This is a genomic window from Mycobacterium sp. NPDC004974, from assembly GCF_053600815.1.
In genome coordinates this window covers 122,478-141,080 of record NZ_JBSGAQ010000010.1, presented here as the reverse complement: position 1 = coordinate 141,080, position 18,603 = coordinate 122,478, and the positions used below count along the sequence as shown (strand labels likewise).

Below are 18,603 nucleotides of genomic sequence, written 5' to 3'. Positions count from 1 at the left end.
CCGCAGTAGTGTCGCCCCAGTGACATCCGGGCCGGTTTCAGAAGATGGCGACACCGTCGTGCTGCGCCGGGCCCGGATCGCGGTGGGAGCGTTGTTCCTGACCAACGGAGCGATCTTCGCCAATCTGCTGCCGCGTTATCCGGAGATCAAAACCGATCTGCATCTGAGCAACGCGGTGTACGGCGCGGCCGTCGCCTCGTTCGCCGGCGGGGCACTGGTCGCGGGACTCACTGCGGCGACGTTGATTCGACGGTTCCGCAGCGCACGCGTCGCGGTCATCGGCACCGTCGCCCTGGCCGCTTTCGTCGTCGCAGCCGGTGGCGCGGGCACGCCGCTCATGCTTGCCGCGGCCCTGTTTCTGGCCGGCGCCTGCGATTCGGTGGTCGACGTCGCACAGAACGCACACGGGCTGCGGCTGCAACGCGAACACGGTCGCTCGATCATCAACTCCCTGCACGCGGTCTGGGCTGCCGGGGCGATCCTCGGTGGGCTCACCGGTGCCGGCGCGATCGCACTGGGCGTACCGCGCGGAATCCACCTTTTGGTGGTCGGAGTGCTTTTGAGTGCGGTGGCGCTGGTCGCCTACCGCTACCTGCTGCCGGGCTCCGACCATGATGACCACCCGGCCGCACACGCCGCGGCGGCGGGGAGCAAGGCCGGGCCGCGGGTGTACCTGATCCTGCTGGCACTGGTGCTGATCGCCATCGCCGGCGCCACGGTCGAGGACGCCGGAAACTCGTGGGCCACGTTGTACCTGCGCGACACCCTGCACGCGCCGCCGGCGGTGGCGGTCTTCGGCTACATCGCACTGGTCGGGTTCATGTTCATCGGCCGGCTGATCGGCGACCGGCTGGTCGACCGCTTCGGCGAGGCCACCGTGGCGCGGACGGGCGGTTTGATCGCTGCTGTCGGGATGGGGTCCGCGCTGGCGTTCCCTAGCATCGCCACCACGATCGCCGGGTTCGCGCTCGCGGGTCTGGGCGTGGCCACCCTGGTGCCCGCCGCCATGCACGGCGCCGATCAGCTGTCCGGGCTGCGACCCGGCACCGGTCTGACCGTGGTCACCTGGCTGATGCGGGTCGGGTTCTTCGGGGCACCGCTGCTGGTCGGGCTTGTCGCCGATGCCGCCGGATTGCGGGCCGGACTGCTGGCGGTACCGGTGGCCGGGCTGGTGGCGGTCCTGCTGGCCGGGGCGCTGCCGCGGAGGCCGGCGTCGGTGCCTGATTCAGTGCGTGGGCCCGACGCCCGCGAGCTCGATCGTGAACACACCCGACACGATTAGCCCGATGCCGAGCATCATCACCGGGGTCAGCGGCTCCTTGAACAGGAACTTGGCGATGACGGCGACGAGGGCGACCCCACACGCGGTCCAGATGCCGTAGGCGATCCCTACCGGTACACCCAAGGACAGGGCCAGCCACAGCAGATAGAACGACATCACATACCCGGCCACCACCGGCGCGATCCAGGCCTTACGGCGGAACCCGTCCGAGGCGCGCAGCCCAAGCGTGGCGAACACCTCGACCAGGATTGCCCCGGTCAGCGCCAGCCACATCATGATTCGGCCTGCCGCGAGTGTGACCCGAGTTCGACCAGCAGCACACCCGCGATGATCAATCCGATGCCGGCGACGATCGGCCAGGTGAACGGGTCGCCGAACAGCACCGCCGCCAGCACGGCCGTCGCCGCGGTACCCAGGGCACCCCAGATGCCGTAGGCGACGCCGACGGGCATGCCGGCCCGCAGCACCAGGGTCAACAACACGAACGCGGCCAGATAGCCCGACACCACCAGCACCAGCCATCCCGAATGGTCCTGGGACGCGCGCAGCGACAACGTGGCGCTGACTTCGGTGACGACGGCCGCGATCAACAACGCCCAGGTCCGCACCGGACCAACCTATCCGAGCGCGGGGCGGCGGGTGAGTACCGTGGGGGAGTTCGCCCAGATTCGCCGAGGAGCCGCATGACCGATCCGACACGCACCCCCGGGCCGGTCGTCGACACCGGGTACGGCCCGATTCGCGGGACCGACGACGGAATCGTCAAGCAGTGGATGGGTATTCGCTACGCCGCCGCGCCCGTCGGTGAGTTGCGGTGGCGGGCCCCACAACCTCCCGGCGGCTGGAACGAGATCGCCGACGCGACCGGCGCCGGGCCGGTGTGCCCGCAGATCGCCGATCCGAGGCTCCCGCTCGACCTCGGTGGACGCCAGGGCGAGGACAGTCTGGTGCTCAACGTCTGGGCGCCGAGCGGAACCGAGGCCGGCGACGCCAAACCGGTCATGGTGTGGGTTCACGGCGGTGCCTACGTCATGGGCTCCGGGAGTCAGCCGCTCTACGACGGGTCGGTCCTGGCCGCAGAAGGTGATGTCGTCGTGGTCACCGTCAACTACCGCCTCGGCCCGTTCGGCTTCCTGGACCTGTCCCATTTCAACGGGCGCCCCGGTGCGAAGGGACTGCGTTTCGACACCAACCTCGGTCTGCGCGACGTGCTGTCGGCGCTGCAGTGGGTGCGCGACAACATCGCCGCATTCGGCGGGGACCCGCAACAGGTGACCTTGTTCGGGGAGTCGGCCGGCGGCGGGATCGTCACCACCCTGCTGGCCAGCCCGGCCGCCGAAGGGCTTTTCAGTGCGGCGATCGCGCAGAGTTCCCCTGCGACATCGGTGTACGACGCCGAGCGCTCCCGCGCCGTGGCCGCCCAGTTCCTCGAGCGCCTGGGCGTCGACGGCGACGAGGTCGGGCGATTGTCCGGCGCGCCGGTGCCCAGCATCCTGTCCGCGGCCAAGGAGGTTTTCGACGCGGTGCCGACCCAGACGCCGGGCCTGCTGGCATTCGCCCCCATCGTCGACGGCGATGTGGTTCCGGACTATCCGGTCGCGGCGGCAAGCGAGGGCCGCACCCACCCGGTGCCGCTGATCATCGGGACCAACGAGCACGAAGGCACGGTGTTCCGCTGGATGAAGTCACCGCTGATGCCGATCACCCCCGGTGCATTGCGGTCCATGTTCGCGGCCATCGCGGCCGAACAGCCCGGCCTGCAACTGCCGACCGAAGCCCAGATCACCTCCGCCTATGCGGGTTTACGTCCCAAGGAGATCGGATTGGGCGTGGCGCGCGACATCGGTTTCCGCATGCCGACCCTGTGGTTCGCTGAGGGGCACAGCACCGTCGCCCCCGTGCATCTGTACCGCTTCGACTTCACCACCCCGATGCTGCGTCTACTGCGGCTCGGCGCCGCCCATGCGACCGAACTGCCTTACATCTGGGGCAATCTGGTCGCCGGGCCGAGGGACCCGACGTTCAAGTTGGGTGGGCTCAAGCACGGGCGCGCGGTGTCGCAGCGGGTGCGTCGTCGGTGGGTCAACTTCGCCACCACCGGGCAGCCCTCGGGTGCCCTCGGGGAACCGGTGTGGCGGTCGTACCGCCGGGAGGACCGGGCCTCCCTGGTGATCAACAAGAACGACAAGACGGTCGCCGACCTGGACCGCGATATCCACGCGGCCTGGGGGAGCCAGATACTCAATTTCCGGTAAGACGAAACCAATGAGACAAATCCGCTGAGACAAAGATGTTGACATGGACATGATCAGGTCCGTACTGGACTTTCTGCCTCCGCCGATGCGGGACCCGGTGTTCTTCGCCATCCCGTTCTTCCTGGTGTTGTTGACCGTGGAGTGGGTGGCGGCCCGGCGCCTGGAGCACCTCGAATCCGACCGGGCACCCGCCGGTGCGTTCAATACCCGCGATGCGTGGGCGAGCATCTCGATGGGGTTGGTGTCGATCCTCACCACCGCCGGATGGAAACTGCTGGCGTTGTTGGGTTATGCCGCCATCTACGCCTATCTGGCGCCCTGGCATCTGCCCGGAAATCGGTGGTACACCTGGGTGATCGCGATCGTCGGGGTGGATCTGCTGTTCTACGCCTACCACCGGGTGGCACACCGGGTGCGGTTGATCTGGGCGACGCATCAGGCCCATCACTCGAGTGAGTACTACAACTTCGCCACCGCACTGCGGCAGAAATGGAACAACAGCGGCGAAATCCTGGCCTGGATTCCGTTGCCACTGCTCGGCATCCCACCGTGGCTGGTGTTCGCCAGCTTCTCGGTGAACCTGGTCTATCAGTTCTGGGTTCATACCGAGCGAGTCGGAAAGTTATGGCGGCCAATCGAATTCATCTTCAACACGCCGTCGCATCATCGTGTGCACCACGGACGTGACCAGCTGTACCTGGACCGCAACTACGGCGGCATCCTGATCATCTGGGACCGGATGTTCGGCACGTTCCAGCCGGAGGTGTTCCGGCCGCACTACGGGCTGACCAAGCCGGTGGGCACGTTCAACATCTGGAAGCTGCAGACCCACGAATACGTGGCCATTGCTCGCGACGTGCGGCGGGCCGGCCGCCTGCGTGACCGGCTGGGCTACATCTTCGGTCCGCCGGGCTGGCAGCCCGCCGACATTTTCGAATCCCAGCCGGTCGGGTAGCGCGTTCGCCGGCCGCGACCTGGCCCCCGCTGTGACCCCGGGACATGAACGGCTGCTGTCACCGCCATAACCATTGGCCGGCACAACAATTGACGCCGTCCACTATTCGGCCTGAGCTTCGATTTGCGACACGCCGCGCGGATGCGATCCGGGCCTTCTTTCGTCGAAACTCCCAGTGTTCCCCAGTGTTTGTGTGACGTTTGAATTCGGGCCGAGCCGAATGGCACCAAAGCAAACTTCAAATCAGTAAGGTCGACTCAGCCGGGTGCACAATCCGGATCACGGTCAAGAAAGGGGCAATGCGTGGGAGACACACTGACCGAAGGTCAGAAGCTGGAGAAGGGGGGGTCGCTCACCTCCAACAACGGCGCGTACACGCTGACGTTGCAGGATGATGGCAACCTCGTGTTGGAGGCACGTGGCCAAGCGGTCTGGTCGACTTCCACCAACGGCCAGGACGTGGTGCGGGCGGAGGTGCAGACCGACGGTAACTTCGTGCTGTACACCTCCGAGAAGCCCGTGTGGCACACCGACACCAAGGGCAAGAAGGACGTCAAGCTGGTTCTCCAGGACGACCGCAACCTGGTGCTGTACGCCGCCGACGGGCCCGCGTGGTCGTCCAATACCGAGACCTCCGAGCCGCCGCCACCGGCGCCCGAGGCCGCCGCGCCCGAGGTCGAGGTCGCCCCGGCCGCGGTCGAGGAGCCGGTAGCCGCGCCCGAGCCGGCCGCGCCGCCGCCACCCCCGCCGGCACCCGAGCCGCGGACCTACACCGTGGTCTCCGGCGACACCCTGTGGGCGATCGCCGAGCGGTTCTACGGAGACGGCAACAAGTACCAGCAGATCGCCGATGCCAGCGGCGTCGCCAACCCTGACCTGATTCACCCGGGCCAGGTTCTGACGATTCCCTGACCTAGAACAGATGCACGGCCCGGACCTTCATGGTCCGGGCCGTCGTCGTTTTCGGCCCGTGGATACGGGTACCCCCGGTAACGAAGTTGCCGCCTGGCCGATATTGATGTCGGTAGGGTGACTTTCACCACGTCCGAAAACGAGGGAGGCCGGCCGTGAACAGTTGGCTTGGTGGGGTGATGCGGGCGATGGCGGGGGTGTCGGTGGCAGGGCTGCTGGTATGTCCGGTCCCGACGGCCGCGGCGGCGGGTTCGCTGGTGTATCCCGGGATGGAGATCCGGCAGGGCACCAATTTGTGCACTCTGGGCTTCGTGGACCCGGTGAGTCGGGTCGGGTTCACCGCGGGGCACTGCCGCGGCGGCGGACCGGTTAACGACCGGGACGGCAATTCCATCGGGCACATGGGCTCCTTCCGGGACAACACGCCCGACGGTGCCACCGTCGACACCAATCACATGATCTCCGACTGGGAGACCATCCAACTGGCCGGCGACGTCGCGGTGAACAACATCCTGCCGGGTGGTCGGATGCTCGTGGAGGATGCGGCGGTGGTGCCGACGCCCGGGGCCCCGGTCTGCCACTTCGGGGTGGTGACCGGGGAGACCTGCGGCACCGTCGAGGCCGTCAACAACGGCTGGTTCACCATGGCCAACGGCGTGGTCAGCCAGAAGGGCGATTCGGGTGGCCCGGTGTACATCGTCACGCCGGATGGCCGCGCCGCCATCGTCGGGATGTTCAACAGCACGTGGGGTAACTACCCGGCCGCCGTATCGTGGCAGAACGCCAGTGGGCAGGCCCGCAGTGACGGCGCGCCACTCGGCGAGGTGTCGAATCTGGTCGGGCAACCCTGACCGCTCCGAACCGGACGCCCGGGGGTGTACGTCATGGGCGGGGCGAATCGCAGAACTAGAACACGTTCTAGCGTTCGCGCCGGGTGGGCGATATTCTCATGGCGATGTTTGATCAGACACCTGTCCAGATTGCCTGGGTCACCGCCGATCTGGACGCCACCGAACAGGCGCTGACCACCCTGCTGGGGGCGCGCCGGTGGGTGCGTATGCCCGCGGTGCACTTCAGCCCCGAGGCCTGCAGCTACCGCGGCCGGCCCGCCGATTTCGTGGCCGACATCTCGCTGAGCTACGCCGGTGACACCCAGTTGGAGCTCATCGCGCCGGTACGCGGCGAGAGCGTCTACACCGAGTTCCTGGATCGCCACGGGGCGGGCCTGCACCACATCTGCATCGAGGCGGCCGATCCCGAGGCGTTCGAGGCAAAGCTGCGGGACGCCGAAGGCGGCGGGACACCCGTTGTCTGCCAGGGAGTCATGCCTGGGGGCATGAGATTCGCCTACCTGTCGGCCGCGGCGGCCGGGGTGCCGTATCTGGAGATCGCTTACATTCCGCCCGAGATCCGGGCGTTCTTCGAGTATGTGAAACAGGAGCAGCAGTGAAGGAAATCCCCGAGGTCGTCGAGGCTGCGGACGTCGAATCCTGGTCCGACGAGTTCGACGTCGTGGTGATCGGGTTCGGCATCGCCGGAGGCTGCGCAGCGGTCAGTGCCGCAGCACAGGGCGCCCGCGTCCTGGTGTTGGAGAAGGCGGCGGCGGCCGGCGGTACCACCTCGATGGCGGGCGGGCACTTCTATCTCGGTGGCGGGACCGCCGTGCAGGAGGCGACCGGGCACCCGGACACCGCCGAAGAGATGTACAAGTACCTGGTCGCCGTGTCCCGCGAACCTGATCTGGACAAGATCCGCGCCTACAGCGAAGGCAGCGTGGAGCACTTCAATTGGCTTGAGGCGCTGGGTTTCCAGTTCGAGCGCAGCTTCTACCCGGGCAAGGTGGTGGTGCCGCCCGGTACCGAGGGGCTGTCCTACACCGGCAACGAGAAGGTCTGGCCGTTCACCGAACAGGCCCAGCCGGCTCCCCGCGGACACTCCGTGCCGGTGCCGGGGGAGTTGGGCGGCGCCGCGATGGTGATCGACCTCCTGCTGAAACGCGCTGAGGCACTGGGCGTCACGATCCGCTACGAGATCGGGGCCACCAACCTGATCGTGGACGACGGAGCGGTGGTCGGCGTCAAGTGGAAGCACTTCGGCGAAACCGGTTGCATCAAGGCGAAATCGGTCATCATCACCGCGGGCGGGTTCGCGATGAACCCCGAGATGGTCGCCGAATACACCCCGGCGCTCGGCAAGAAGCGTCGCACCAAGCACCACGGTGAGGTCGAGCCCTACATCCTGGGCAACCCCAACGACGACGGCCTCGGTATCCGGATGGGTGTCGCGGCCGGCGGCGTGGCCAACGGCATGGATCAGCTGTTCATCACCGCCGCGGCCTACCCACCGGAGATCCTGCTGACCGGCGTCATCGTCAACAACCAGGGACAGCGCTTCGTCGCGGAGGATTCCTACCACTCACGTACCTCGGCGTTCGTCCTGCGGCAGCCCGATCAGCAGGCGTACCTCATCGTGGACGAGGCGCACATGGAGATGCCGGCCATGCCGCTGATCAAGTTCATCGACGGCTACGAGACGGTCGCCGACGTCGAAGCGGCGCTGGGCATTCCGTCCGGGAACCTGGCGGCGACGTTGGACCGCTACAACAAGAACGCGGCCGACGGCGAGGATCCCGACTTCCACAAGCAACCCGACTACATCGCCGCACAGGACACGGGACCGTACGCGGCCTTCGACCTGTCGCTCGGCGTCGCCATGTACTCGGGATTCACCATGGGCGGGCTGACGGTATCGATCGACGGCGAGGTCCTGCGGGAGGACGGCAGCGTTATCTCAGGCCTGTATGCGGCGGGGGCCTGCGCATCCAACATCGCCCAGGACGGCGAGGGGTACGCCAGCGGCGTGCAGCTCGGCGAAGGTTCTTTCTTCGGTCGCCGCGCCGGTACGCACGCGGCGGCGCGCTAGTTCACGGACGCGAGGTTCCACCGGCCGTCGCCGAGCAGTTCCAGGCGACGGTCGTGGAGCCGGTTGACGCTGTCACGATGGCTGATGCTGACCACGATGCAGTCGGGCAGCTCGGTGCGCAGCGTCGTGTACAACGCGTACTGCTGGCCGGCGTCGAGTGCCGAGGTGGCTTCGTCGAGGAACACCGCCGACGGTTTGGCCAGCAGAACCCGGACGAATGCGATCCGCTGCTGTTCGCCCGGGGACAGCACCTTTCCCCAATCGGCCTCTTCGTCCAGCCGGGAGGTCAGGTTGCCCAGCGCGACCGCGTCGAGCGCTGCCCGGATCTCGTCGTCGCTGTAGGTGCCGGCCGGTGAGGGATAGCAGGCCACTGTCCGTAGATCACCCAGTGGGGCGTAGGGGAGTTGGGACAGGAACATCACCCCGCCCTGCTCGGGATAACGCACCGTGCCGGATCCGTACGGCCACAGCCGTGCCAGGCTGCGCAACAGCGTCGTCTTCCCGGTACCGGACGGCCCGGTGATGACCAGCGAATCGCCGGGCGCCAATTTCATGTCGAGATCGTGCAGAAGCAGGTCGCCCTCGGGTGACCGCACTTCGACATCCTCGAGCTCGACTCCGCCGTTGGTGCTCACCCCGGTATCCAATCGCGGTAGCGCCCTTGCCTGTTCGTTCGCGGTGACGAGACCGTCGAGGCGGATGATGGCGGCCCGGTAGCCCGCGAATGCGTCGTACACCGAGCGGAAGAAGCTCAGCGAACTCTGCACCCGGTTGAAGGCACTCGACGACTGCAGGACGTCGCCGTACGTCAGCTGACCCGCGAACAACCGTGGCGCCTGGATGATCAGCGGGAGAGGGTCGATGATCTGGTTGATCGACCGATTCCAGCCGAGAAACGCGACTCCCCGGAGCACGAGCCTGCGGTAATTGGCGATGACCCTGGCGAATCGGTCTGCGAGCGTGGCACGTTCGGTATTTTCGCCGTGATAGAAGCCGACTGCCTCGGCGCCGTCACGGACGCGCACGAGTGCGTACCGGAACGCGGCGTTGGTGAGTGAGTTGCGGAACGTCAGGCGAATCATCGGCCTGCCGATCCAGATCGCCACGACGGTTGTCATCGCCACCCACACCAGCGCGATCCAGAACAACGCCTTCGGCACCGTGATGCCCAGAATCGTCAACGGGCCGGCCAGATCCCACAGGATCGGCGTGAACGCGACGACCGACACGATCGAGTACACCGATCCGAACATGAGCGTCTGCGCGGTGGCGACGGTCGGCGTGTTGGTCTCGGGGCCGGTACCGGTGGTGAAGACATCGATGTCCTGCTGGATGCGCTGATCCGGGTTGTCGATCGGGTTGCCGCCGAACCCGCCGATGAATCGGCCGCGATAGTAGGCGCGTTGGTCCAGCCAGTCGCCGGTGAGCCGGTTGGTGAGCCAGACCCGCCACCGAACGATGAAGTACTGCATCAGATACAGGTCGAGCAAAGTGCGGGTGATGTCCGCCGTCACCAACATCGCGAAGATCAGGATCGAGTGCCAGAAACCGTCGATTCCCGAGCGGCGCACCGCTTCATCGCCCGAACCGGCACCGGAGAACGCCACCTGCAGGGCCGTGGTCTGGTCGTTGAGGTAGTAGCTGAACAACACGTCCATGCGCACCGAGAGCATCACCGACAAGAGCAGAACTCCGAGCAGTGCCCACACCGGAATGCTCTGGCGCCCAACGAAATAGCCACCGGTAACCCGCCAGAACTGACGGCCCCAGGTGGTGATGCGAGCCAGCACGGCCAGGACGGCCACCACTGCCACCGCGCCGATCGCCCACGCCTTGAGGACCCAGAACAGCGACGCAAGGATCTCGTTGCCCCAGTCCAGTGACTGGGTGAACATCTCCATGGCCGAAAACTACCGGGAACCGCCCGGTTTGGTTGCCGGTATCAGGGTTGCTTGACCAGGTCGGCCGCGTCGTCCTCGATCCGGCCGAGTCGCCACTCCCCGTCTCCGAGCAACTGGAGTTCGTGGGTGTGGTGCTGCTCGACGGTCGTGCGGTGGCTGACGCTGACCAGGATGGTGTTCGGCAGATCCGTGCGCACCCGTTGATACAGCATGTACTCAAGGCCTTCGTCGAGCGCAGACGTCGACTCGTCGAGGAACACCACCTTGGGCTTGACGAGCAGGATCCGGGCGAACGCAATCCTTTGTTGCTCACCGGGAGACAGCACCTTGGCCCAGTCCTGCACCTCGTCAAGCCGGCTGACCAGATGCGGCAGGGCCACCTCGTCGAGGGTTCGCTTGAGCGTCTCGTCGTCGACGGCACCTTCCTCACCCGGATAGGTCACCACCGCCCGAAGGTCGCCGAGTGGGACGTACGGCAACTGCGAGAGGAACATGGTTTCGTTGGGGCCGCACGGGCGGGTCAGCGTGCCCGACGTGAACGGCCACAGTTCGGCGAGGCTGCGCAGCAGCGTGGTCTTGCCGCTGCCCGAAGGCCCGGTGATCACCAACGTTTCACCCACCTGAAGGTGCAGGTCGAGCGGGTTGACGAGTTGCCTGCCGTCGGGTGTGCGGACCTCGATGTCGGAGAGCTTCACGGTGCCGTCCACACATGGAGTGGTGGTCACCTCGGGCAGTTCTCTGGCCTCCTCGTTGGAGACGACCAGCCCGTGGAGGCGGATGATGGCGGCGCGGTAGCCGGCGAAGTTGTCGTAGGCGCCGCGGAAGAACGACAGGCCATCCAGCAGACTGCGGAACGCCGTGGCAGTCTGTGTGAGTGCGCCGAGCGTGATCTCGCCGCTGTAGAACCGCGGGAATTGAACGGCGTACGGGATCAGCTCCTGGGCCTGGCCGATCGTCAGGTTCCAGCCGAGGAACTTTGTCATTCGGTTGATATAGCGCTTGTAGTTCACGATGACGGGGGCGAACAGGTGCCGCAGCCCGGTGCGCTCGGCGAGTTCGCCGCGGTAGAACGCCACGGCCTCCGATGCGTCGCGTAGGCGCACCAGTGCATACCGGAACGCGGCGTTGTACTTCTCGTTGTTGAACGACAAAGCGATGATTGGCCGGCCGAGCCAGAACGCCACGACTGTGGCGAACAGGACGTACACGATTCCGATCCAGAAGATCGCCCTGGGGAGGTCGATTCCGACGAAAGGCAGGGTGATCTCGCCCGACAGATTCCACAGAATCGCGGTGAACGAAATCATCGAAGCGATGGCATTGATCGCGCCGAACAACAACGTCGCTGTCGAGGTGTTGCTCGGCCTGTTGGGCAGGGAGTCGGTGCTGCCCGTGAAGATGTCGATATCGGACTGGATGCGCTGATCCGGGTTGTCGATCGTGCCGTCGATGAAGCGGGCTCGGTAGTAGGCCTTGCCGTCCAGCCAGTCGGAGGTGAGCTGGTCGGTGAGCCAGGCGCGCCAGCGCAGCATGAAACGCTGCGACATGTACAGGTCGAGCATGATCCGGCCGACGTTGAGGACTGCCAGGATGGCAAAGACGGTCATTGCCAACCAGAAGCCGTCCCGACCGGACACCTTCACTGCTTCGTTGCCGCTGGAGATGCCGGATGCAATGACCTGGAAGCTGGTCATCAGGTCGTTGCCATAGAAACTGAACAGCACATTGAGCCGCACACTCGTGATCACCGACAGCAGCAGCGCGGCGAGCCACACCCACACCTTGACGCTCGCAGCGCCGGTGAAGTAACCGCTGCTGACGCGCCAGAACTGCCTGCCCCATTCGGTGAAGCGTGCGATCAGGAACAGGATCACCATCGTCGACACCGCTGCGATCAGCCAACCCTTGGCGATCCACATCAGCGATGTCGGCAGCTCGCTGCCCCAGTCGAGAGTTGGGGTGAACATCTCCATGCGGGCAAAGTACCCCTACCAACTGGCATGAGCCGGGTCGGACGTCCCAGGACATGGCTCCGCCGATGCGGTTCGGGGTCACGCTCAAAGGCATCCGCCGCGTCCGCGTACCGTGAACATGTGCCGAAGACGTCCAGCGCCAAACCGGGCCGCGTGAGCAGCAAGTTCTGGAAGCTATTGGGGGCCACCACCGAGCGGAATCAGGCCCGGTCGCTCTCCGAGGTCAAGGGAGCTGCCGAATTCGAGGACAAGGCTGCCGGACTCGATGACGAGCAGCTCACCAAGGCCGCCAAGCTGCTCGAACTGCAGGACCTGGCCGCGTCCGCGGACATGCCGCAATTCCTGGCACTGGCGCGGGAAGCTGCCGATCGAACGACCTCCCTGCGTCCCTTCGATGTGCAGCTGCTGGCAGCACTGCGCATGCTTGCCGGGGACGTCGTGGAGATGGCCACCGGTGAGGGCAAGACCCTGGCCGGGGCGATCGCGGCGGCCGGCTACGCGATCGGCGGCAGGCACGTCCATGTCATCACCATCAACGACTACCTGGCGCGCCGCGACGCCGAGTGGATGACCCCGCTGCTGGAGGCGCTGGGGCTCACGGTCGGCTGGATCACCGCCGACTCCACCGCCGAGCAGCGCCGCGCGGCCTACGAGTGCGACATCACCTACGCCTCGGTCAACGAGATCGGCTTCGACGTGCTGCGCGATCAGCTGGTCACCGACGTCGCCGACCTCGTCTCTCCGAATCCCGACGTGGCCCTCATCGACGAAGCGGACTCGGTGCTGGTCGACGAGGCGCTGGTGCCGCTGGTGCTGGCCGGCACCAGTCACCGAGAACAGCCGCGCGTCGAGATCATCCGGATGGTCGGCGAGCTGATCAGCGGAACCGGTTCTGACGAGTACTTCGCGACCGACGACGACAACCGCAACGTGCACCTCACCGAGGCCGGGGCCCGCAAGCTCGAGGCCCGCCTGGGCAATATCGACCTGTACTCCGAGGAACACGTCGCCACCACGCTCACCGAGGTCAACGTCGCGCTGCACGCGCACGTGCTGCTGCAGCGCGATGTGCATTACATCGTCCGTGACGGCGCGGTCCACCTGATCAACGCGTCCCGTGGCCGGATCGCCTCGCTGCAGCGCTGGCCGGACGGCCTGCAGGCCGCCGTCGAGGCCAAGGAGGACATCGAGACCACCGAGACCGGTGAGGTGCTCGACACCATCACGGTGCAGGCACTGGTCAACCGGTACCCGACCGTCTGCGGCATGACGGGTACCGCGCTGGCCGCCGGCGAGCAGCTGCGCCAGTTCTACAAGCTCGGGGTGTCGCCGATCCCGCCGAACAAGCCCAACGTCCGCGAGGACGAGACGGACCGGGTCTATCTCACCGAGGCGGCCAAGAACCACGCCATCGTCGAACACATCGCCGAGGTGCACGAGACCGGTCAACCCGTGCTCGTCGGTACCCACGACGTGGCCGAGTCCGAGGACCTGCACCGCAGGCTGGTCAAGGCGGGCGTACCCGCCGTCGTGCTCAACGCCAAGAACGACGCCGAGGAGGCGGCCGTGATCGCCGAGGCGGGCAAGCTGGGCTCGGTCACGGTGTCCACCCAGATGGCCGGTCGCGGCACCGACATCCGGCTCGGCGGATCCGATGCGGCCGACGACTCGCCGGAAAAGCAGAAGGTGGCCGATCTCGGCGGGTTGCATGTGGTCGGCACGGGCCGTCACCACACCGAACGCCTCGACAACCAATTGCGCGGACGGTCCGGGCGCCAGGGCGACCCCGGGTCCACGGTCTTCTTCTCCAGCTGGGAGGACGAGGTCGTGGCCTCCCACCTCGACGACACCAAGCTGCCGACTGAAACCGACGAGGACGGCCGGATCACCGCGCCCAAGGCCGCGGGTCTGCTCGACCACGCGCAGCGCGTCGCCGAGGGCCGGCTGCTCGACGTGCACGCCAACACCTGGCGTTACAACCAGCTGATCGCGCAGCAGCGCGCCATCATCGTGGACCGCCGCGAAACCCTGCTGCGCACCGACACCGCACGCCAGGAGCTTCAGGCCCGGTCACCGGAGCGCTACGCCAAGCTGGCCGAGGAACTGGGGGAGGACGGCGAGGAGAAGCTGGAGAAGATCTGCCGGCTGATCATGCTCTACCACCTGGACCGCGGCTGGTGTGACCATCTGGCCTTCCTCGCCGACATCCGGGAGAGCATCCACCTGCGGGCGTTGGGTCGCCAGAACCCGCTCGACGAATTCCACCGGATGGCCGTCGACGCCTTCGCCTCGCTGGCCGCCGATGCCATCGAGGCCGCCCAGCAGACCTTCGACACGGCGGAGGAGATCGAGGCCGAACCGGGCATCGATCTGTCCAAGCTCGCGCGGCCGACGTCGACGTGGACGTACATGGTCCACGACAATCCGCTCAACGACGACACCATGTCGGCACTGAGCCTGCCGGGCGTGTTCCGCTAGGTTTTAAGGCATGGACCACGCGCCTGCTCCGGAGGGCAGGAGCGCACCGCCGCCGACTGACGCACGCGACCGGGTATTCACCGTGCCGAACGCGCTCAGTGTGCTGCGCCTGCTGCTGGTACCGGTGTTCCTGTGGCTGCTGTTCGGTGCGCACGCCAACGGGTGGGCCGTAGCGGTCCTGATGTTCAGCGGCTTCTCCGACTGGGCCGACGGGAAGATCGCGCGCCTGGTCGACAATCAGTCGTCGCGGCTCGGCGAGCTGCTCGATCCGCTCGTCGACCGGATCTACATGGTCACGGTTCCGGTCGCCCTGGCGCTGTACGGCGTGGTGCCGTGGTGGTTGGTGCTGACCCTGCTGGGCCGCGATGTGCTGCTCGCCGCCACGCTGCCGATCCTGCGTCGCCGGGGCCTGACGGCGCTGCCGGTGACGTATGTGGGCAAGGCCGCGACCTTTGCCCTGATGTCGGCCTTCCCGTGGGTGCTGCTCGGTCAGTGGGACACGACGTGGAGCCGGGTGGCACTGGCCTGCGGATGGGCCTTCCTGCTGTGGGGCGTGGCGTTGTACCTGTGGTCTGCGGTGCTCTACCTGATCCAGGTGACGATGGTGGTGCGACAACTCCCCGTCAGATCATGAGCACCCTGGGCGGCTACGAGTCGGGGGCAGGGCTCAACGACCATGAGGCCCACGCCCCCAAGCGCATTCCGCTGCCCTCGCTCCTGCGGTCATTGCTGTCGGAGCACCTCGACCCGGGCTATGCCGCGGCCGCTGCCGCACGTGAGGCCGGTGACCGGCCCCGCCGGCGGTTCACCGATATCGGGTGGTTGCTGGTGGGCGCAGGCGCGATTGCCACGGTGTTTGCGGTCGCAGCGGGGCAGGCTCAGACGGCGGCCCCGGCCGCACGCGTTGCCCAGCACACGCTCGCCGGGCGGGTTCGAGCGGCTCAGGCCGGTGCCGACACGGCCAGTACCGAGCGCGACGCGCTCGTCGATCAGCTGGACGCCGAGCGGCGCAGCAGGCTCGGCATGGATGAGAACGGCCAGCGGTTGCTCGGCAGTCTGGACACGGCCAACATCGAAGCGGCCGCCATTCCGATGATCGGTCCCGGGCTGACCGTCACGGTCACGGATCCGGGTCTGTCAAAGGACCTCAGCGACGTGTCCAAACAGCGGGTCGCCGGTAATCAGCAGATCATCCTCGACCGGGACCTGCAGCTGGTGGTGAACTCACTGTGGGCCAGTGGGGCAGAGGCGGTTTCGGTGGGCGGGGTGCGGGTCGGCGCCGGCGTCACGATCCGCCAGGCGGGTGGCGGGATTCTGGTCGACAACCAGCCGATCACGAGTCCGTATGTCATTGTGGCCATCGGACCGCCGAAGGGGATGGCCGATACGTTCGATCGCACTCCGGGTCTGCAGCGGCTGCGGTTGTTGGAGACTTCCTACGGGGTCGGGGCGAACGTGAGCGCGGGCGACGGTCTGACCGTGCCCGCGGTGTCGGTACGGGATGTCAACTTCGCCAAACAGATTGGATAGGCCTGACGTGCACAGGATTGACCGTTAGATGATCGGGATCGTCGCACTGGTCGTCGGGATCGTGCTCGGATTGGTGTTCCATCCGAGCGTTCCCGAGTTCGTCGAACCGTACCTTCCGATCGCGGTGGTGGCCGCGCTGGACGCGGTCTTCGGCGGGTTGAGGGCATATCTGGAGCGGATATTCGACGCCAAGGTGTTCGTGGTGTCGTTCGTGTTCAACGTGTTGGTGGCGGCGCTGATCGTGTATGTCGGCGATCAGCTGGGTGTCGGTACCCAGTTGTCGACGGCGATCATCGTGGTTCTCGGTATCCGGATCTTCGGTAATGCCGCCGCACTGCGGCGCAGGTTGTTCGGCGCCTGACATGAGCGAATCGGAGTCCAAACCCCCGGCCGAGCCGGACCCGCCGTCCGGCACCACCGAACCGGACCAGCCCGAAGACCGGCCGGAGCCTCAGCCGGAGGCCGAGGCGGAACACAAGCCCGAACACAAGCCCGAACACAAGCCCGAACACCACGCCGAGCACCACGGCCGTCATGAGATGCCCGCGGATGTCTCGCCACGCCGGTTCCGGAATCTGCGAATCGTGCGCCGCAGCCGCACGCAGCTCGTGTTCGGCGGTCTCGGCGTGCTGTTGTGCATCCTGCTCGGTATGGCGATCGTCACGCAGGTCCGCCAGAACGAGTCGGGGGATTCGCTGGAGACCGCGCGGCCGGCGGATCTGCTCGTGCTGCTCGATTCCCTGCAGCAACGTGAAGCCTCGCTCAACACCGAGGTCGGCGATCTACAGCGGACACTGCAACAGTTGCAGGCCTCGGGCAGCAGTGATCAGGCCGCGATCGAGAATGCCCAGTCCCGGCTGGAGGCGCTGTCCATCCAGATCGGGACGGTGGCTGCGACGGGTCCCGGAGTGACGCTCACCATAGAAGACAATGCGCCCGGGGTGCCCGCCGAGACCATGCTCGATGTGATCAACGAGCTGCGCGCGGCCGGCGCCGAGGCCGTCGAGATCCGCGGCGGGGATCAGCAATCCGCCGTGCGGGTGGGCCTCGACACCTGGATCATCGGCACCCCCGGGCAGCTCACGGTCGACGATGTGACCCTGCGGCCGCCGTATTCGGTTCTGGTGATAGGGGATCCGCCCACGCTGGCGGCCGCGATGAACATTCCCGGCGGGGCAATGGACAGTGTGAAACGTGTCGGCGGCACGATGGTGGTACAACAAGCCGAGCGCGTCGACGTCACCGCCTTGCGGCAACCGAAACCACGCCAATACGCTCAGCCCGTCAAGTGAGCAGAGCAACCAACTCTCCCGACCATAAGGAGCACCGTGAGCGAGATCCCAGCCGACCTGTACTACACCTCGGAGCACGAGTGGGTGTCGCGTACCGGTGCCGACACGGTGCGCGTCGGCATCACCGATTACGCGCAGTCCGCACTCGGCGATGTGGTGTTCGTCCAACTGCCCGAAGTCGGGGCCCAGCTGGCCTCCGGTGACGCGTTCGGCGAGGTCGAGTCGACCAAGTCGGTGTCGGACCTGTACGCCCCCGTGGCGGCGAAAGTCGTTGCGGTCAACGGTGATCTGGACGGCAGTCCGCAGCTGGTCAATTCCGACCCCTACGGCGAAGGCTGGCTGGTCGATCTGCGGCTCGAGGAGGGCACGATCGAGGACGCCCTGGCCGGTTTGCTCGACGCGGACGGCTACCGCGCCGCCGTGACCGAGTAAGGAATTGTTAGGGTTTCGAGGGCCGGTCGCAAAGACCGGTTGGGCCGTAACCTGCGCGCAGATATCTTCACCATCGGATCCGGCGGTGGTGGACCCAATGATGGCTGATGCGCGGTACGGTCGACGTGAGACCGACGATGGGCTGGGGCCACGCCGGGCAACGCCACAGCAGCCAGTGAGGAGCAGCGGGTGACGGACAAGGACAGCAATTTGGGGGCCGACCAGTCGGAAGACGTGACGGTGGAAACCACATCGGTTTTCCGCGCGGACTTTCTGAACGAACTGGATGCGCCCGCGACGGCCGGTACCGAAGGCGCCGTTTCCGGTGTCGAGGGCCTGCCCGCGGGCTCGGCATTGCTCGTCGTCAAGCGCGGACCGAACGCCGGATCGCGTTTTCTGCTCGATCAGCCGACGACCTCGGCGGGGCGCCACCCGGACAGCGATATTTTTCTCGATGACGTCACGGTGAGCCGTCGGCACGCCGAGTTCCGGTTGGAGAGCGGTGAGTTCCAGGTTGTCGACGTCGGCAGCCTCAACGGAACTTACGTCAACCGCGAGCCGGTCGATTCGGCCGTACTCGCCAATGGTGACGAAGTGCAGATCGGGAAGTTCCGCCTGGTGTTCCTGACGGGCCCTCGTTCTGACGACGACAGCGGCCAGACCAGCTAGCC

General features: G+C 66.5%; 18 protein-coding genes. 14 read left to right on the top strand and 4 right to left on the bottom strand.

Annotation, left to right across the window (positions count from 1 at the left end; translation table 11 throughout):
* The first annotated feature begins 19 nt into the window (after positions 1 to 19).
* On the top strand, positions 20 to 1,282 hold the full coding sequence (locus ACWEFV_RS21840; protein WP_450071690.1) for an MFS transporter: 1,263 nt from the start codon (positions 20 to 22) through the stop codon (positions 1,280 to 1,282).
* Here ACWEFV_RS21840 and ACWEFV_RS21835 read toward each other — a convergent pair.
* Together ACWEFV_RS21835 and ACWEFV_RS21830 are read right to left on the bottom strand one after the other, a co-directional pair.
* The gene (locus tag ACWEFV_RS21835; RefSeq protein WP_167858136.1) at positions 1,226 to 1,555 is read right to left on the bottom strand and encodes a DMT family transporter; all 330 of its coding nucleotides are present in this window, start codon (positions 1,553 to 1,555) and stop codon (positions 1,226 to 1,228) included. The genes ACWEFV_RS21840 and ACWEFV_RS21835 overlap by 57 nt on opposite strands.
* The gene (locus ACWEFV_RS21830) at positions 1,555 to 1,890 is read right to left on the bottom strand and encodes a DMT family transporter (protein ID WP_135455156.1); all 336 of its coding nucleotides are present in this window, start codon (positions 1,888 to 1,890) and stop codon (positions 1,555 to 1,557) included. The genes ACWEFV_RS21835 and ACWEFV_RS21830 overlap by 1 nt, the downstream gene beginning before the upstream one ends.
* A 75-nt stretch (positions 1,891 to 1,965) precedes the next feature.
* On the opposite strand from ACWEFV_RS21830, the gene ACWEFV_RS21825 reads away from it, so the two are divergent.
* The 6 genes from ACWEFV_RS21825 (at position 1,966) to ACWEFV_RS21800 (ending at position 8,326) form a co-directional block, all read left to right on the top strand.
* Positions 1,966 to 3,537 carry a carboxylesterase/lipase family protein gene (locus ACWEFV_RS21825; RefSeq protein WP_450071689.1) on the top strand — a complete coding sequence of 524 codons (1,572 nt, stop codon included), beginning with the start codon at positions 1,966 to 1,968 and terminating at the stop codon, positions 3,535 to 3,537.
* Between the two features lie 43 nt (positions 3,538 to 3,580).
* Positions 3,581 to 4,492 carry a sterol desaturase family protein gene (locus tag ACWEFV_RS21820; protein ID WP_450071688.1) on the top strand — a complete coding sequence of 304 codons (912 nt, stop codon included), beginning with the start codon at positions 3,581 to 3,583 and terminating at the stop codon, positions 4,490 to 4,492.
* A 303-nt stretch (positions 4,493 to 4,795) separates the two neighbouring features.
* Complete coding sequence (locus ACWEFV_RS21815) at positions 4,796 to 5,404, top strand: LysM peptidoglycan-binding domain-containing protein (RefSeq protein ID WP_135455150.1); 609 nt, start codon at positions 4,796 to 4,798, stop codon at positions 5,402 to 5,404.
* Positions 5,405 to 5,592: 188 nt separating this feature from the next.
* Positions 5,593 to 6,255, top strand: a complete 663-nt coding sequence (locus ACWEFV_RS21810; RefSeq protein WP_135460083.1) for an Rv1815 family serine proteinase — start codon at positions 5,593 to 5,595, stop codon at positions 6,253 to 6,255.
* A gap of 104 nt (positions 6,256 to 6,359) precedes the next feature.
* A complete protein-coding gene (locus tag ACWEFV_RS21805) occupies positions 6,360 to 6,854 on the top strand; it encodes a VOC family protein (RefSeq protein ID WP_135455148.1) in 495 nt (164 codons plus the stop codon).
* The gene (locus tag ACWEFV_RS21800; RefSeq protein WP_450071687.1) at positions 6,851 to 8,326 is read left to right on the top strand and encodes an FAD-binding protein; all 1,476 of its coding nucleotides are present in this window, start codon (positions 6,851 to 6,853) and stop codon (positions 8,324 to 8,326) included. Before ACWEFV_RS21805 ends, ACWEFV_RS21800 begins: the two co-directional genes overlap by 4 nt.
* On the opposite strand, the gene ACWEFV_RS21795 is transcribed toward ACWEFV_RS21800, so the two are convergent.
* Together ACWEFV_RS21795 and ACWEFV_RS21790 are read right to left on the bottom strand one after the other, a co-directional pair.
* Entirely contained in the window at positions 8,323 to 10,227 is a 1,905-nt protein-coding gene (locus tag ACWEFV_RS21795) for an ABC transporter ATP-binding protein/permease (protein ID WP_450071686.1), read from the bottom strand. The genes ACWEFV_RS21800 and ACWEFV_RS21795 overlap by 4 nt on opposite strands.
* Positions 10,228 to 10,268: 41 nt before the next feature.
* Positions 10,269 to 12,200 carry an ABC transporter ATP-binding protein/permease gene (locus ACWEFV_RS21790; protein ID WP_450071685.1) on the bottom strand — a complete coding sequence of 644 codons (1,932 nt, stop codon included), beginning with the start codon at positions 12,198 to 12,200 and terminating at the stop codon, positions 10,269 to 10,271.
* A gap of 120 nt (positions 12,201 to 12,320) precedes the next feature.
* Here ACWEFV_RS21790 and secA2 point away from each other — a divergent pair, with 120 nt between their 5' ends.
* The 7 genes from secA2 (at position 12,321) to garA (ending at position 18,601) form a co-directional block, all read left to right on the top strand.
* A complete protein-coding gene (gene secA2 / locus ACWEFV_RS21785) occupies positions 12,321 to 14,678 on the top strand; it encodes an accessory Sec system translocase SecA2 (protein WP_450071684.1) in 2,358 nt (785 codons plus the stop codon).
* Positions 14,679 to 14,688: 10 nt separating this feature from the next.
* Positions 14,689 to 15,312, top strand: a complete 624-nt coding sequence (locus tag ACWEFV_RS21780; protein WP_135455137.1) for a CDP-alcohol phosphatidyltransferase family protein — start codon at positions 14,689 to 14,691, stop codon at positions 15,310 to 15,312.
* Complete coding sequence (locus ACWEFV_RS21775) at positions 15,309 to 16,208, top strand: DUF881 domain-containing protein (RefSeq protein WP_135455135.1); 900 nt, start codon at positions 15,309 to 15,311, stop codon at positions 16,206 to 16,208. The genes ACWEFV_RS21780 and ACWEFV_RS21775 overlap by 4 nt, the downstream gene beginning before the upstream one ends.
* Before the next feature lie 28 nt (positions 16,209 to 16,236).
* Complete coding sequence (locus ACWEFV_RS21770) at positions 16,237 to 16,569, top strand: small basic family protein (protein WP_003882035.1); 333 nt, start codon at positions 16,237 to 16,239, stop codon at positions 16,567 to 16,569.
* Between the two features lie 178 nt (positions 16,570 to 16,747).
* Positions 16,748 to 17,500 carry a DUF881 domain-containing protein gene (locus ACWEFV_RS21765; protein WP_450071755.1) on the top strand — a complete coding sequence of 251 codons (753 nt, stop codon included), beginning with the start codon at positions 16,748 to 16,750 and terminating at the stop codon, positions 17,498 to 17,500.
* Positions 17,501 to 17,536: 36 nt separating this feature from the next.
* Entirely contained in the window at positions 17,537 to 17,932 is a 396-nt protein-coding gene (gene gcvH, locus ACWEFV_RS21760) for a glycine cleavage system protein GcvH (protein ID WP_450071683.1), read from the top strand.
* 189 nt (positions 17,933 to 18,121) lie between these two features.
* Positions 18,122 to 18,601 (top strand): glycogen accumulation regulator GarA, encoded by a 480-nt coding sequence (gene garA / locus ACWEFV_RS21755; protein ID WP_036449747.1) that lies wholly within the window; start codon positions 18,122 to 18,124, stop codon positions 18,599 to 18,601.
* Positions 18,602 to 18,603 lie beyond the last annotated feature (2 nt).